Annotated in this window: 14 protein-coding genes; 11 read left to right on the top strand and 3 right to left on the bottom strand. The window is 69.1% G+C overall.

The window, feature by feature from the left end:
* Positions 1–155 precede the first annotated feature (155 nt).
* Entirely contained in the window at positions 156–980 is an 825-nt protein-coding gene (locus tag FXO23_RS11790) for a tRNA (adenine-N1)-methyltransferase (RefSeq protein ID WP_158883900.1), read from the top strand.
* 50 nt (positions 981–1,030) lie between these two features.
* Here the strand turns inward: FXO23_RS11790 and FXO23_RS11785 are convergent, their stop codons facing one another.
* Positions 1,031–1,882 carry a hypothetical protein gene (locus FXO23_RS11785; protein ID WP_158883898.1) on the bottom strand — a complete coding sequence of 284 codons (852 nt, stop codon included), beginning with the start codon at positions 1,880–1,882 and terminating at the stop codon, positions 1,031–1,033.
* Positions 1,883–2,366: 484 nt separating this feature from the next.
* Here FXO23_RS11785 and arc point away from each other — a divergent pair, with 484 nt between their 5' ends.
* The 6 genes from arc to FXO23_RS11755 all read left to right on the top strand — a co-directional run bounded on the left by arc (position 2,367) and on the right by FXO23_RS11755 (position 8,315).
* Complete coding sequence (gene arc / locus FXO23_RS11780; protein WP_158883896.1) at positions 2,367–4,181, top strand: proteasome ATPase; 1,815 nt, start codon at positions 2,367–2,369, stop codon at positions 4,179–4,181.
* Positions 4,182–4,391: 210 nt separating this feature from the next.
* Positions 4,392–5,414, top strand: coding sequence for a glycoside hydrolase family 5 protein (locus tag FXO23_RS11775; protein ID WP_158883894.1), 1,023 nt, complete (start codon positions 4,392–4,394; stop codon positions 5,412–5,414).
* Positions 5,415–5,493: 79 nt separating this feature from the next.
* Positions 5,494–5,838, top strand: coding sequence for a hypothetical protein (locus FXO23_RS11770; RefSeq protein WP_158883892.1), 345 nt, complete (start codon positions 5,494–5,496; stop codon positions 5,836–5,838).
* Positions 5,839–5,952: 114 nt separating this feature from the next.
* Positions 5,953–6,900 (top strand): aldo/keto reductase, encoded by a 948-nt coding sequence (locus FXO23_RS11765; RefSeq protein ID WP_158883890.1) that lies wholly within the window; start codon positions 5,953–5,955, stop codon positions 6,898–6,900.
* Between the two features lie 78 nt (positions 6,901–6,978).
* Positions 6,979–7,611, top strand: coding sequence for a hypothetical protein (locus tag FXO23_RS11760; protein WP_158883888.1), 633 nt, complete (start codon positions 6,979–6,981; stop codon positions 7,609–7,611).
* A 50-nt stretch (positions 7,612–7,661) separates the two neighbouring features.
* On the top strand, positions 7,662–8,315 hold the full coding sequence (locus FXO23_RS11755) for a hypothetical protein (RefSeq protein ID WP_158883886.1): 654 nt from the start codon (positions 7,662–7,664) through the stop codon (positions 8,313–8,315).
* On the opposite strand, the gene FXO23_RS11750 is transcribed toward FXO23_RS11755, so the two are convergent.
* Positions 8,306–8,833, bottom strand: coding sequence for an NUDIX domain-containing protein (locus FXO23_RS11750; RefSeq protein ID WP_425484857.1), 528 nt, complete (start codon positions 8,831–8,833; stop codon positions 8,306–8,308). The genes FXO23_RS11755 and FXO23_RS11750 overlap by 10 nt on opposite strands.
* A gap of 353 nt (positions 8,834–9,186) precedes the next feature.
* Here FXO23_RS11750 and dop point away from each other — a divergent pair, with 353 nt between their 5' ends.
* The 4 genes from dop (at position 9,187) to prcA (ending at position 12,748) form a co-directional block, all read left to right on the top strand.
* A complete protein-coding gene (dop, locus tag FXO23_RS11745) occupies positions 9,187–10,689 on the top strand; it encodes a depupylase/deamidase Dop (protein WP_158883884.1) in 1,503 nt (500 codons plus the stop codon).
* Positions 10,690–10,765: 76 nt separating this feature from the next.
* Positions 10,766–10,960 carry a ubiquitin-like protein Pup gene (locus FXO23_RS11740; protein WP_158883882.1) on the top strand — a complete coding sequence of 65 codons (195 nt, stop codon included), beginning with the start codon at positions 10,766–10,768 and terminating at the stop codon, positions 10,958–10,960.
* Positions 10,961–11,035: 75 nt separating this feature from the next.
* Positions 11,036–11,893 (top strand): proteasome subunit beta, encoded by an 858-nt coding sequence (gene prcB, locus FXO23_RS11735; RefSeq protein ID WP_158883880.1) that lies wholly within the window; start codon positions 11,036–11,038, stop codon positions 11,891–11,893.
* Positions 11,894–11,944: 51 nt separating this feature from the next.
* Entirely contained in the window at positions 11,945–12,748 is an 804-nt protein-coding gene (gene prcA / locus FXO23_RS11730; RefSeq protein ID WP_158883878.1) for a proteasome subunit alpha, read from the top strand.
* Between the two features lie 101 nt (positions 12,749–12,849).
* Here prcA and FXO23_RS11725 read toward each other — a convergent pair whose 3' ends face one another.
* On the bottom strand, positions 12,850–13,680 hold the full coding sequence (locus FXO23_RS11725; protein WP_158883876.1) for an oxidoreductase: 831 nt from the start codon (positions 13,678–13,680) through the stop codon (positions 12,850–12,852).
* Positions 13,681–13,709 lie beyond the last annotated feature (29 nt).

Raw genomic sequence — 13,709 nt, 5'->3', positions numbered from 1 at the left:
GCCAGGGGGTCGGGAGGGTTCAGGCCGGTCAGAACCGGACCAAACACTCACGATATCCCCGCCGACCGGTGCACCCGAGTCTCGGCCCAGGTGCGTCCGCAACGGTCCCATCTGCGAGGATCGGTCGCTGCTCAGTGGCGGATCATGGAGGTCGAGTGTTGGCAAGCGGGCCGTTTCGCACCGGAGACCGGGTGCAGCTGACCGATCCGAAGGGACGGCGGTACACCCTGGTGCTGGCCGAGGGGGAGCAGTACCACACCCATCGCGGGGCGCTGGCCCACGACGACGTGATCGGGAAGCCGGAAGGCTCGGTGATCACCTCGGCCGGGGGCACCTCCTACCTCGCCCTGCGCCCGCTCCTGGCGGACTACGTGCTGTCCATGCCACGCGGCGCGCAGGTGATCTACCCCAAGGACGCCGCGCAGATCATCATGTGGGGCGACATCTTCCCCGGCGCCCGGGTGCTGGAGGCGGGCGCCGGATCCGGCGCCCTGACCTGTTCCCTGCTGCGCGCGGTCGGCCCGCAGGGGAGCGTCACCTCGTACGAGGTCCGGGAGGACCACGCCGAACACGCGGTGCGGAACGTCGAGCGGTTCTTCGGGTGCCGCCCGGAGAACTGGTCGTTGACGGTGGCGGACCTGGCCACGCACGAGGGCGAGGTCGACCGGGTCGTGCTGGACATGCTGGCCCCGTGGGACCAGCTGGCGACGGTCGCGAAGAACCTGGTTCCCGGTGGGGTGCTGGTGGTCTACGTCGCCACGGTCACCCAGCTCTCCACGATCACCGAGGCACTGCGCGAGCAGAAATGCTGGACCGAGCCCGAATCGTGGGAAACCCTGCAGCGGCCGTGGCACGTGGTCGGGCTCGCCGTGCGCCCGGAACACCGGATGGTCGCGCACACCGCGTTCCTGCTCACCACCCGGAAACTCGCCGAGGGCGTGACCCCGCCGCGACCGCAACGTCGCCCGAGCCGCGGCTGAAACACTTCGGCCGGGCCCCGGAAAGCCCGGGACCCGGCCGAAAGTTCACGTCACTTGCGGGCTTCGCCCTTCTGGTAGCACCAGCCGGTGACCTCCTTGTTGAAGGTCAGCGTGCCCGGGCTCGGCGCGCCACCGGGGTCGGTGATCGACACGTCGATGGTCGCCGTGGTGCCGGATTCCTTGAGCTCGCCTTCCTTCTTCATCACCGCGCCGGTGCGGACCTTCAGCGAACCGGACCCGGCCGGGCAGGCGAGCGCGTCCATCTGCTCCTTGTTGCCCGCGTTGTAGGCGGCGATCTCCGCCTCGACCGCTTCCGCGGCGGTGGGTTTGGCGCCCGGCGCGTGCCCGGCGGACGGCGACTCGGTGGACCCGCTGCTCGACTTCGGCGTGCTCGGCTTCTTCCCGGAGCTGCTGGGCTTGCTGCTGGGAGCCGAACTGGACGGGGGCGGGGCGGCCTGGTTGCCGTCGTCGTCCTTGCCGGTCAACACGATGATCAGCGTGACCACGCCGCCGATGACCAGCACCGCGACCACGGCCAGCGCCACGATCAGCCCGGTCTTCTTCTTCGGCGGCGGCGCGCCCGGGTCACCGGGGTAGTTGGCGAACCCGCCGGGCTGCTGGCCGTAGGGGTCCTGTTGCTGCCCGTAGGGATCGGGCTGGCCGAACTGCTGCGTGCCGCCCGGCTGCCCGAACTGCTGGGTGCCACCGGGATAGCCCTGCTGAGGCTGCGGACCGCTCTGCGGGTACGCACCACCGGGTTGCTGGCCGTACTGGCCGGGCTGCCCGTATTGACCGGGTTGACCAGGTTGGCCGGGTTGACCGCCGTACGGGCCGGGCTGGCCCGGTTGGCCGTAGGGCCCGGGCTGGCCCTGCGGTTGCGGCCCGTTGGGCGGGTAGGTCATGGGGTGCCCCCTAGCTTTGTTCGGTCGAGGCCTGGAACGATAACCGGAGTCTTCGTCGTGGCGCGGATTATTCAACAGCGTCCGGCGACTCCGCAGGCCAGGCCCCCTCGAACGGGGCCATCCCGGGTGGTGGAACCCGGAGCCGCCTGGAGGAGTTGACTCCCCGAACGCCACGTCGGTTCCCGTGATCACGATCTCGCTACGAGTGCGGCCGCCGCCGCCGTTTGACCGGGTAGGCCGGCGGGTAGCCGAGGCCATGATCGAGGCGACGTCGACGTGGGGGCCGTTACCGCCGCGCCGCAGGTCGGCGAGATCAACGGACGGTAGCGGACGGTGGTCTCCCACGTGCACCGGGTTGGACTCTTGCCTGTTGGCCGTGATCGTGCTTTCTTCGCGACGCGCCGATCCTGTGATGCGGATAGGGCTTTTCATGTCGGTGATCGCCGGTACCGTGGAATGAAAAGCACTCCGAGGAGGTGCCGACATGCAACACGACCTTCCCGGAGGTCGGCACGAGGACGCCGACCCTTCAGATACGAGTGGAGCTGGAACTACGCCGGATGACCAGGCACGGCAGGTGCGATTCCTGGAAGAGGAAGTCGCCCTGCTGCGGAGGAAACTGACCGATTCACCACGCCAGAATCGGGTACTGGAGCAACGGCTTGCCGAGGCTTCGGAGCGGGTGAGTCAGCTCACTGAGCGAAATAGCAAGCTAGTTGAGACCTTGCGTGAAGCACGTGGTCAGTTGCTCGCTCTCCGTGAGGAAGTCGACCGGCTCGCTCAGCCGCCCAGCGGCTACGGCGTGTTCGTCGGCTCGTACGAGGACGGCACGGTGGACGTGTTCACCGCGGGCCGGAAGATGCGGGTTTCCGTGTCCCCGGCGGTTGAGGTCGAAACGCTCCAGCGGGGTCAGGCGTTGCGGCTCAACGAGGCGCTGACCGTGGTCGAGGGCGGCGACTTCGAGCGCACCGGTGAGGTGTGCGCGTTGCGCGAGGTCCTCGCGCCGGAGGTCGAGGGCGGCGCCTCGCGGGCGCTTGTCGTGGGCCATGCGGACGAGGAGCGGGTGGTCTGGCTGTCCGACCCCCTCGCCGACCAGACGCTCAAACCGGGCGACTCGCTGCTGGTGGATTCCAAGGCGGGCTACGCCTACGAGCGCGTGCCGAAGGCGGAGGTCGAGGACCTCGTGCTGGAAGAGGTCCCGGATGTCCGGTACGAGGACATCGGTGGGCTCGGGCGGCAGATCGAGCAGATCCGCGACGCGGTGGAACTGCCGTTCCTGCATTCCGATCTGTACCTGGAGTACCAGCTGCGGCCGCCGAAGGGCGTGCTGCTCTACGGTCCTCCCGGTTGCGGGAAGACGCTCATCGCGAAGGCGGTCGCCAACTCGCTGGCCAAGCAGGTCGCGGCGGGCCGGGGCGATTCGCCGAGCGACGCGTCCGAGGCGAAGTCCTACTTCCTCAACATCAAGGGCCCGGAGCTGCTGAACAAGTTCGTCGGGGAGACCGAGCGGCACATCCGCCTGATCTTCCAGCGGGCGCGGGAGAAGGCGTCCGAGGGCACCCCGGTGATCGTGTTCTTCGACGAGATGGACTCGATCTTCCGCACCCGCGGCAGCGGCGTGTCGTCGGACGTGGAGACCACGATCGTGCCGCAGTTGTTGTCCGAGATCGATGGTGTGGAAGGGCTGGAGAACGTCATCGTCATCGGCGCCTCCAACCGCGAGGACATGATCGACCCGGCGATCCTGCGTCCCGGCCGGCTGGACGTGAAGATCAAGATCGAACGTCCGGACGCCGAGGCGGCCAAGGACATCTTCTCGAAGTACCTCATTCCCGGTTTGCCGATACACGCCGATGATCTGGCCGAGTTCGGCGGCGACGCCAAGGCCACGATCGACGCGATGATCCAGCACACCGTGGAGCGGATGTACGAGGAGAGCGACGAGAACCGGTTCCTGGAGGTCACCTACGCCAACGGGGACAAGGAGGTCCTGTACTTCCGCGACTTCAACTCGGGCGCGATGATCCAGAACATCGTGGACCGGTCCAAGAAGGCGGCGATCAAGTCGGTGCTGGAGACCAAGCAGCCCGGCCTGCGCGTGCAGCACCTGCTGGACGCGATCGTCGACGAGTTCGCGGAGAACGAGGACCTGCCGAACACCACCAACCCGGACGACTGGGCCCGGATCTCCGGTAAGAAGGGCGAGCGGATCGTGTACATCCGCACCCTGGTGACCGGAAAGAACCAGGACTCCGGGCGGGCGATCGACACCGCCACCAACACCGGCCAGTACCTCTGACCGAACCCCCGTGCCCCGGCCGTTCCCGCGAACGGCCGGGGCACGGTCATGTCCGGGAGCGTCTTGACGCCGGATGGCCGGGTTACTACCGTCACTGTTCGGAAAGGTAGTTTACAAACCAAGGGTGGGTAAACGTTCCACCCCGATCCGCCGCCGCCAGCGAGTGGAGTCGTGTCAGCCGGACGCGACCATGATCCGAGGGAGACGCTGATGAGGCGGCGCAACACTTTCCGAGCCGTACTGGCGTTGGCGACCGCGTTGATCCTGCCGGGGGCCGTCGCCGCGGCCGCACCCGGTGGCGTGGCGGCCGCGACACCGGTGGGCACGCACGGCAAGGTCGCGGTCTGCGGGGTGAAGCTGTGCGACAGCGGCGGGAAGCCGGTCCAGTTGCGCGGTATGAGCACGCACGGCCTGCAGTGGTATAGCCAATGCGTGAACGACGCGTCGCTGGACGCGCTGGCCACCGACTGGAAGGCCGATGTTCTCCGGATTTCGATGTACATCCAGGAAGGCGGTTATGAGACCGATCCTGCCAAATTCACCGCGCTGGTGAACCGGTACATCGAGGACGCCACCGCGCGCGGGATGTACGCCATCGTCGATTGGCACATGCTGAATCCGGGGGATCCGAACTACAATCTCGCCCGCGCGAAGACCTTCTTCACCGAAATCGCCAAACGGCACAGCGGTAAGACCAATGTGCTCTACGAAATCGCGAACGAGCCGAGCAGGGTGAGCTGGGCGAAGATCCGGAGTTACGCCGAGCAGATCATCCCGGTGATCCGGGCCCAGGATCCCGATTCGGTGGTGCTGGTGGGCACCCGGGCGTGGTCCTCGCTCGGGGTCTCCGAGGGCGCCGACGAACAGGAGATCGTGCGGAACCCGGTCCGCGCCGACAACATCATGTACACGTTCCACTTCTACGCCGCCTCGCACGGCGCCGAGTACCTGAACACGTTGTCCCGGGCCGCGGACAAGCTGCCGATGTTCGTCACCGAATTCGGCACCCAGACGTCGTCGGGCGACGGCGGTAACGACTTCTCCCGTTCGCAGCAGTACATCGACCTCATGACGGCCAAGAAGATCAGCTGGACCAACTGGAACTACTCCGACGACCACCGGTCCGGGGCGGTGTTCAAGCAGGGCACGTGCAAGGCGGGGCCGTACCCGGGCACTGGGCCGTTGAAGCCCGCGGGGCAGTGGGTCCGCGAACGCGTGCTGTCCGGTCGCTGACCGCGAGTTCCCCGGAAGCGGTGACTGACCGGCGCGTCGAACGGCCGTTCCGTCTGTATAACGCCCTATACTGTCGGGCGTGAGCGAACCAGAGGGCGAACGGCTCCGCGCGCCGGTCAGTGTCGCGGAAGTCCTGGCGTGGCTGGAGAACACGGCGAACGCGGTGCGTGCGGGGGAGGTGTCCGCGGACGAGTTGATCCGGTTGCTGGGGGAGTTCCGGCGGGCGTCCGCCGCCTGTGCCGACGCCTCGGACTGGCTCCTGCTGGCCGCCCGGGAGGAGGGGGCGAGCCTGCGGCAGATCGCGCCCGTGTTCGGCAAGGGGTACGTGCGCGCACCGGCGGCGAGACTGGAGAAACTGCACCGCCAGGCGCTGAATTCCGCGCAGTGGCTGGAAATCCTGCATCGCCGCGAACAAGATGTATAACGACCTATACAGTGGGGCTTTTCAACGTACCCCCATTATCGGCTTGCCTATTGCCGGTGCCGGTCGCAAACCCCGGCAAGGACAGCGGGAGCCTTGGGCTATAGCGTGCGGAGTATGACGATCACCGGGCCCCTCGGCCGGATCGGACTCGGGCTGGCCGCGCTCGGCAGGCCCGCGTACATCAATCTCGGCCGGGTGGAAGAACTTCCCGCGCGGCGGGACGTGGCGGCGATGCGCGCCGCGACGCACACCGTGCTCGACGAGGCGTACCGGGCCGGGGTCCGCTGGGTGGACGTGGCGCGGTCGTACGGTCTCGCCGAGGAGTTTCTGGCGAGCTGGCTGGACGAACGCGGTCCCGCCGACGTCACGGTGTCCAGCAAATGGGGCTATGCCTATGTCGGCGACTGGCGGCTGGATGCCGAGGTGCACGAGGCCAAGGAACATTCGCTGACCCGGTTTCGCACGCAATGGGCGGAAACGCGCGCGCTGCTGGGCTCCTCGGTTTCGCTCTACCAGGTGCATTCGCTGACCGCGGACAGCCCGTTGTTCACCGACCGGCCGTTGCTCGAGTCGCTCGCCGCCCTGGCCGGTGCCGGTGTGCGCGTCGGGTTCTCCACCTCCGGTCCCGCGCAGGCCGACACGATCCGGCGCGCGTTCGAGCTGGAGGTCGCCGGTGCGCGGGTGTTCACCGCGGTGCAGTCCACCTGGAACCTGCTCGAGCGATCGGCCGGACCCGCGCTGGCCGAGGCGCACGCCGCCGGAAACCTGGTGCTGGTCAAGGAAACCCTGGCCAACGGGCGATTGGTGACCGAACCCCCGCCGGAACTCGCCCGGATCGCCGGAACGCGCGAAACCGGGACGGACGCGGTGGCGCTGACCGCCGTACTGGCGCAGCCGTGGGCCGACACCGTGCTGGTGGGCCCGTCGAGCAGCGCGCAACTGGACGCCAATCTCGCGGCGGTGGCGGTGAAACTCGACGAAGACGAGCTGGCGGCGCTGGACGGGATCGGCGAGGCGCCGGCGGAGTACTGGGCGCGGCGGTCCTCGCTGCATTGGCAGTAGCGGTCTGCACTAGGGTCGGCGTCTGCCCGACCGGCACGGTCGGGGACGCGGCGGGTGGAATCCGGAGGGGAAAGCAGGGTGCGTCAAGGGCGGGCGGTCGCCATAGCCGCGGTTGCACTGGTCGGTCTGACCGGATGCGCCGACCGGCCCAATGATCTGGACACCTACTACGACGACCCGACGACGTCGGCGCCGCCGGAGCGGGCGACGCCCTCGGCCGTCGCCGCGCCGGTTCCACCCCCTCCGCCGCCGATGAACCAGACCGCGGCGGCCGTGGCCGCCGCCACGTTGACCGATGCCGACGTGGCCGCCGAGGGCGTGCGCCCCGCGGGGATGCCAGTGCGGACAACGGGTTGCCTCGCCGCGGTCCCGCCCGGGGAAACCCCGCCGGGGTACCGGAACCCGAGCTGGGTGTACCCCAGCGGTTCCTCGCTGACCCAGCAGGTCACCGGGTATCCGCGTCGCTCGGCCGCGGACGTGCTGCGCGAACTGCGGTGCGCGGGAAACCCGCTGGTGGTCCCGATTCCGCCCGGCGCCGAGGCCGTGCGCGCGTGGTGCGCGGACGGCACCTGCACGGTCTTGCTGGCGCGGGGTGAGGTGCTTTCCGGTCTTCAGGTCACCGCGAGCACCGCGGCCCGGGCGGCCGACGCCGCCAAACGGCTGGCCCCGATCGTGGCGGCAAAACTTCCCACCCGCCCGTCCCCGCGATAGCGGATAATGTCCTCGCGGCCGCGGGCCGCGGCGAGGGGGCAGGGGCGTCGATGACCGCTCAGAAGCAGTCCGGGCGCGGGCGGCGAGACGACGATCCGGCGATTCGGGCCGCCCGGATCAGCCGCACCGGCGCGATCGTGGTCGCGGTGATCACCGCGCTGGCCACCAGCACGGCGGCCGGATTCACCGCGTACTTCAGCGGCAAGAAGGACGGCGCCCAGGCGGCTACCGCCACCGTGACGGTCACCGTCGCCGCTCCCGGCGGCGCGGCGCCCGTTCCGGAAGCGAAACCCGGCGACCGCGAGCTGTCCGAACGCGAGATCGTCGAAGGCAGTGGCTTCGGGGAGGCCGCGGCCAAGGTCGCCAATGCGAGCCACCCGTCCGCGCTGGTCGGCAACCTGTACGCCTGCGGGACCGCGACACCGACCGCGGCGTGGAACACCGGCGGGAAGAAGCAGTTGTACCTGCGGGCCGGGTTGATCGATGATTCGCCCTCGCAGCGGCCGGTGCGGTTGAGCGTGCTGGTCGACGGGCAGCGCGTGGGGGAGCCCGAAGTGCTGCAGGTCGGCACGATCCGCGAGATCACCCGGCCGATCGCGGGTTTCCGGGTGGCGATCGAGGCGAGGGCGGACTGGGAGGGCTGTGCCGACACCGAGGTGAAGGTGGCTTTGCTGGAGGTGGTGCTGCGCGGCGATCAGTCGTAGCGGCGGAACCATTCCAGGACGCCGAGCCGCCCGTCCGGGACCAGCGGGCTCGCCGGATCCTCGGCCCACCGCCGCAGCTCGTCCAGGGGCATCCAGCGGCCGTCGACGATCTCCTCGGGCTGGTGCACCACCGGACCGTCCCAGCGCACCTCGAACGCGAAGTTGTGGCAGCGGATCGGGGGCTCGTCGAAGACCAGGGTGTACAGCGGAATCGGGGTGACCCCGCGGATTCCCAGTTCCTCGGCGAGTTCCCGGGACGCGCATTCGGCCGGGGTCTCGCCCGCGGCCACCACGCCGCCCGCCCAGCAGTCGTACGCGCCGGGGAAGACGTCCTTGTCCGGGGCGCGCAGGTGCACGTACGCGGACCGGCCGTCCACCGAGCGGACCAGCACGACCCCGGCCGCGTGCCACAGGCCACGGGCCCGGACCTCGGCGCGTGGCGCGCTTCCGGTGACGGCGCCGGATTCGTCGTACAACGCCACCAGTTCGTCACCGTTCACCGGTTCGGGATCGTTCACCGCACTCCTTGTCGAGTCGTCTTCGCTGACTCTAGGTCAGATGCCATGCTGGAGGCAGCGCAGTCGAAGAGGCGGTGACCGATGAGCGTGGCCCACCAGCACACCGGCCCCTGGCCGCACCAGGGCCCGTGGACGGCCGATGACGTGCTGGCGTTACCGGACGACGACATCCGCTACGAAGTAGTGGACGGCGCACCCCGTCACCAGAGCGTGTCTTTTCGGCTGCATGAGCTATGGCGGAGCCCTTCGCTGTCGAGTTCGATCCGGCGAGCCTGGTCGATCGTAAGTAGGAACCTTGCGTAACCGCCCGTATGCCGTGCGACCCGCGCACGGGTGCCCCGTAGGGTGGTGACATGCGGCGGATCATGGGAACAGAGGTCGAGTACGGCATCGCGGTGCCGGGCGACGCGACCGCGAACCCGGTGCTGACCTCGACTCAGGTGGTGCTGGCCTATGCGGCGGCGGCCGATATCCCGAGGGCCAGGCGGGCGCGGTGGGACTACGAGGTGGAGTCGCCCCTGCGCGACGCGCGGGGATTCGATCTGGCGGGGCCGGGTGGCCCAGGTCACGATCCCGACGTCGAGGACCTCGGCGCCGCCAACGTCATCCTCACCAACGGCGCGCGCCTGTACGTCGACCACGCCCACCCCGAGTATTCGGCGCCCGAGGTCACGAACGCCCGCGACGCCGTGATCTGGGACAAGGCGGGGGAGCGGGTGATGGAGGAGGCCGCGATGAAGGCCGCCACCGTCCCCGGGCAGCCGGCGTTGCAGCTGTACAAGAACAACGTGGACGGCAAGGGGGCCAGCTACGGCACCCACGAGAACTACCTGATGGCCCGGTCGACGCCGTTCACCGCGGTGATCGCCGGGTTGACGCCGTTCTTCGTGTCCCGGCAGGTGATGACCGGTTCGGGCCGGGTCGGCATCGGCCCGCAGGGCGAGGAGGCTGGTTTCCAGCTTTCCCAGCGCTCCGACTACATCGAGGTCGAGGTCGGGCTGGAGACCACGCTCAAGCGCGGGATCATCAACACGCGCGACGAACCGCACGCGGACGCGGACAAGTACCGCCGGTTGCACGTCATCATCGGCGACGCGAACCTCGCCGAGTACTCGACGTACCTCAAGCTCGGCACCACCGCGCTGGTGCTGGACATGATCGAGGCCGGGACGCGGTTCGACGACCTCAAACTGGACGAACCGGTCCGCGCGGTGCACCAGATCAGCCACGACCCGACCCTCAAGGTCAAGGTCGCGCTGGCCAACGGGCGCAAGTACACCGGGCTGGACCTGCAGTTCGCGTATCACGAACTGGCCGCGGCCCATCTGGAGCGCACCGGCGCGGACGAGGCTTCCAAGGAGGTCCTGCGGGTCTGGGGCGAGATCCTGGACGCGTTGGCCCGGGACCCGGCCGAATGCGCCGACCGGCTGGACTGGCCGGCCAAACTGCGGCTGCTGGAGGGCTACCGCGCCCGGGACCAGCTCGGCTGGGCCGCGCCCCGGCTGCACCTGGTCGACCTGCAGTACTCGGACGTGCGCCTGGCCAAGGGCCTGTACAACCGGCTGGTCACCCGCGGATCGATGAAACGCCTGGTCACCGAGGAGGAGGTGCAGGCGGCGATCACCACCCCGCCCTCGGACACCCGGGCCTACTTCCGCGGCAGGACGCTGGAGAAGTACGCCAATTCGATCGCGGCCGCATCCTGGGATTCGGTGATCTTCGACGTGGGCCGGGAATCCCTGGTCCGGATCCCGACGCTGGAGCCGCTGCGGGGGACGAAAGCCCACGTCGGAAAGCTGCTGGACGACGCGGCCACCGCGGAGGAGCTGGTGGAGGCGTTGACCGGTTCGGACTAGCCGGCGCGCGTTTTCCGCGCACCGAATGTCGGTTCCGCTAGGTAGGCTAGGAACAACAGCCACACCGGGAGGCGAGATGGCTCAGGAAAAGATCGAGAAGCACGGCGGCGGCGACTCCGACGACGAAATCGAGGGCGGTGCCCCCGCAGGTCAGGAGCGCCGGGAGAAGCTCGGCGAGGATGTCGACACGATCCTGGACGAGATCGACGACGTGCTCGAAGAGAACGCCGAGGACTTCGTCCGGGCCTATGTCCAGAAGGGCGGCGAGTAAGCGCCCGCTCCGCCGGCCACTAGGCTCACCGCACCGCGTCCCGCTGACCTTCGTTGATGGGAAACACGAGCACGTATGGAAAACACCTCGGGCCACTCGGGTGCCTCTTTGCCCGCTGCCTACTTCTCGAACGCGACGTCGTCGTTCGCCGAGTTCCTGCGGGTGCAGGCTCCCGACCTGCTGCCCGGCCGCCGGAACTCCGCCGGCGTCGCGGGTAGCGGGCTGGACGCGCCCCACGGCACCACGATCGTCGCGGTCACGTTCGCCGGCGGCGTACTGATCGCGGGTGACCGGAGGGCGACCTCCGGCAATCTGATCGCCTCCCGCGACCTGGACAAGCTCTACGTGACCGACGAGTACTCCGCGGTGGGCATCGCGGGCACCGCGGGCATCGCGCTGGAGCTGGTCCGGCTGTACGCGGTCGAGCTCGCGCACTACGAGAAGATCGAAGGCGTCTCGCTGTCGCTGGACGGCAAGACCAACAAGCTCGCGAACATGGTCAAGGGCAACCTGGACGTGGCGATGGCCGGGCTCGCGGTGCTGCCGCTGTTCGTCGGCTACGACACCGAGGCCGCCGACCCCAAGCGGGCCGGTCGGATCGTTTCCTACGACGTCACCGGCGGGCGATACGAGGAGAACGCGGGCTACCACGCGATCGGCTCGGGGTCGTTGTTCGCCAAGTCGTCGCTGAAGAAGCTCTACGACCCGGACGCCGACGAGGAAGCCGCCGTGCGGTCCGCCGTGGAGGCGCTCTACGACGCCGCGGACGACGACACCGCGACCGGCGGCCCGGACCTCGTGCGCCGGATCTTCCCGACGGTGGTCACCATCACCGCCGAGCACGGCGCCGAACCGCTGTCCGCGGAGCAGACGGCCGCGGTCGCCGAGGCCGTCGTCAACGGCCGCGCCGAGCAGGCGGCTCGCGAAGGCTAGCCGCACCCGACTTCCGTCCCCGTTCACCGACCAGCTTTTGGAGCCACCGCTGTGACGATGCCGCTGTACGCCTCTCCCGAGCAGTTGATGCGCGAGCGCTCGGAACTCGCCCGCAAGGGCATCGCGCGCGGCCGGAGTGTCGTCGTGCTGAAGTACCGCGACGGGGTGCTGTTCGTCGCGGAGAACCCGTCGACCACGCTGCACAAGGTTTCCGAGATCTACGACCGGATCGGTTTCGCCGCCGTCGGCCGGTACAGCGAATTCGAGAACCTGCGGGTGGCCGGGATCCGGCACGCCGACCTCAAGGGGTACCAGTACGACCGCCGCGACGTCAGCGCCCGCGCGCTCGCGAACGCCTACGCGGGCACGCTCGGCAGCATCTTCACCGAGCAGCTCAAGCCGTACGAGGTGGAGATCTGCGTCGCCGAGATCGGCGCGAACAACGCCGAGGACCAGCTGTACCGGCTCACCTACGACGGTTCGATCCAGGACGAGCCCCGGTTCGTGGTGATGGGCGGTCAGACCGAGCCGATCATCACCAAGCTGAAGGAGACCTTCGAAGAGGGTTTCGAGCTCGGGCAGGCGGTCGCGGTGGCCGTGCAGGCGCTGCGGGCGGTCGCGACGAACAGCGGCAACGGGGACTCCGCCGAGCCGGGCAAGCTGGAAGTGGCGGTGCTCGACCGCAACCGGCCGCGCCGCTCGTTCCGGCGGATCACCGGCGCCGCGCTCGACGCGCTGCTGCCCAGCGCGGACGCCGGTGACGAAGGCAAGGACGGCAAGGGCAAGGCGGACGAGAACGGCAAGGATTCCGGCGAGGCCCCGAAGAACGGCAACGGGAAGTCCGCAAAGGACTAGAGTCGTGAGTGTTTGGACCGGTTAGAACCGGTCCAAACACTCACGACCCAGCACGCGCACCGCCGAGTCGTTTCCGATCCGGACAGTCCACAGCGGACTGGTCAGAGTTCGGTCGAAGTGCTCAGCTCTTCCCATTCGTCCAATTCGGACCGCAGCCGTTCGTTATGCGCCCGGATGTTCGTCACCGCATCGCGGCCGAGGGCCAGGCGCAGTGGCGGGTTCTCCTCGCCGACCACGCGCAGGATCGCCGCCGCGGCCTTCGCCGGATCCCCGGGCTGGGTCCCGTCCATCGCCTCGACCGCGGCCCGGGTTCCGCCGGTGGAGACGTGGTACGCCTCGATTTCCCGCGACCGGTGCATTCGCTGCCCGCCGAACTCGGTGCGGAACGCACCCGGTTCGACGATGAGCACCCGGACGCCGAAGGGGGCGAGTTCCGCCGCGAGTGCCTCGGACAGCCCTTCCAACGCGAACTTCGCCGCGCAATAGGCCCCGAAGCCCGGCATGCTGAGCCGGCCGCCCATCGAGCTCATCTGCACGATGGCGCCGCTGCCCTGCGCGCGCAGGTGCGGCACCACGGCCTTGGTCACCTCGACCGCGCCGAAGAACATCACCTCCATCAGCGCGCGCAGTTCGGCCATGGTCAGCTCCTCGACGGCCCCGACCGAACCGTGCCCGGCGTTGTTCACCACCACGTCGATCCGGCCGAACTCGGCGAGGGTGGCGGCCACCGCGGCCTCGACCGAGGCCGGATCGGTCACGTCCAGGGTCGCCGTGCGAACCCCGTCCCCGCCGGTGGCGACCAGATCGGCCAGCCGCTCGGTCTTCCGGGCGGTCGCCATCACGCGGTCCCCGGCCGCCAGCGCGGCGAGCGCGAGCTCTCGCCCGAAACCCGCCGAGCAGCCGGTGATCAGCCATACGCGTTCCCGTGTCATCCCGCTCCTTTGTGCTCGAACCTGGGATC

The organism is Amycolatopsis anabasis (genome assembly GCF_009765355.1).
Classification (GTDB): domain Bacteria; phylum Actinomycetota; class Actinomycetes; order Mycobacteriales; family Pseudonocardiaceae; genus Amycolatopsis; species Amycolatopsis anabasis.
This window is presented reverse-complemented; position numbering and strand designations above follow the sequence as displayed.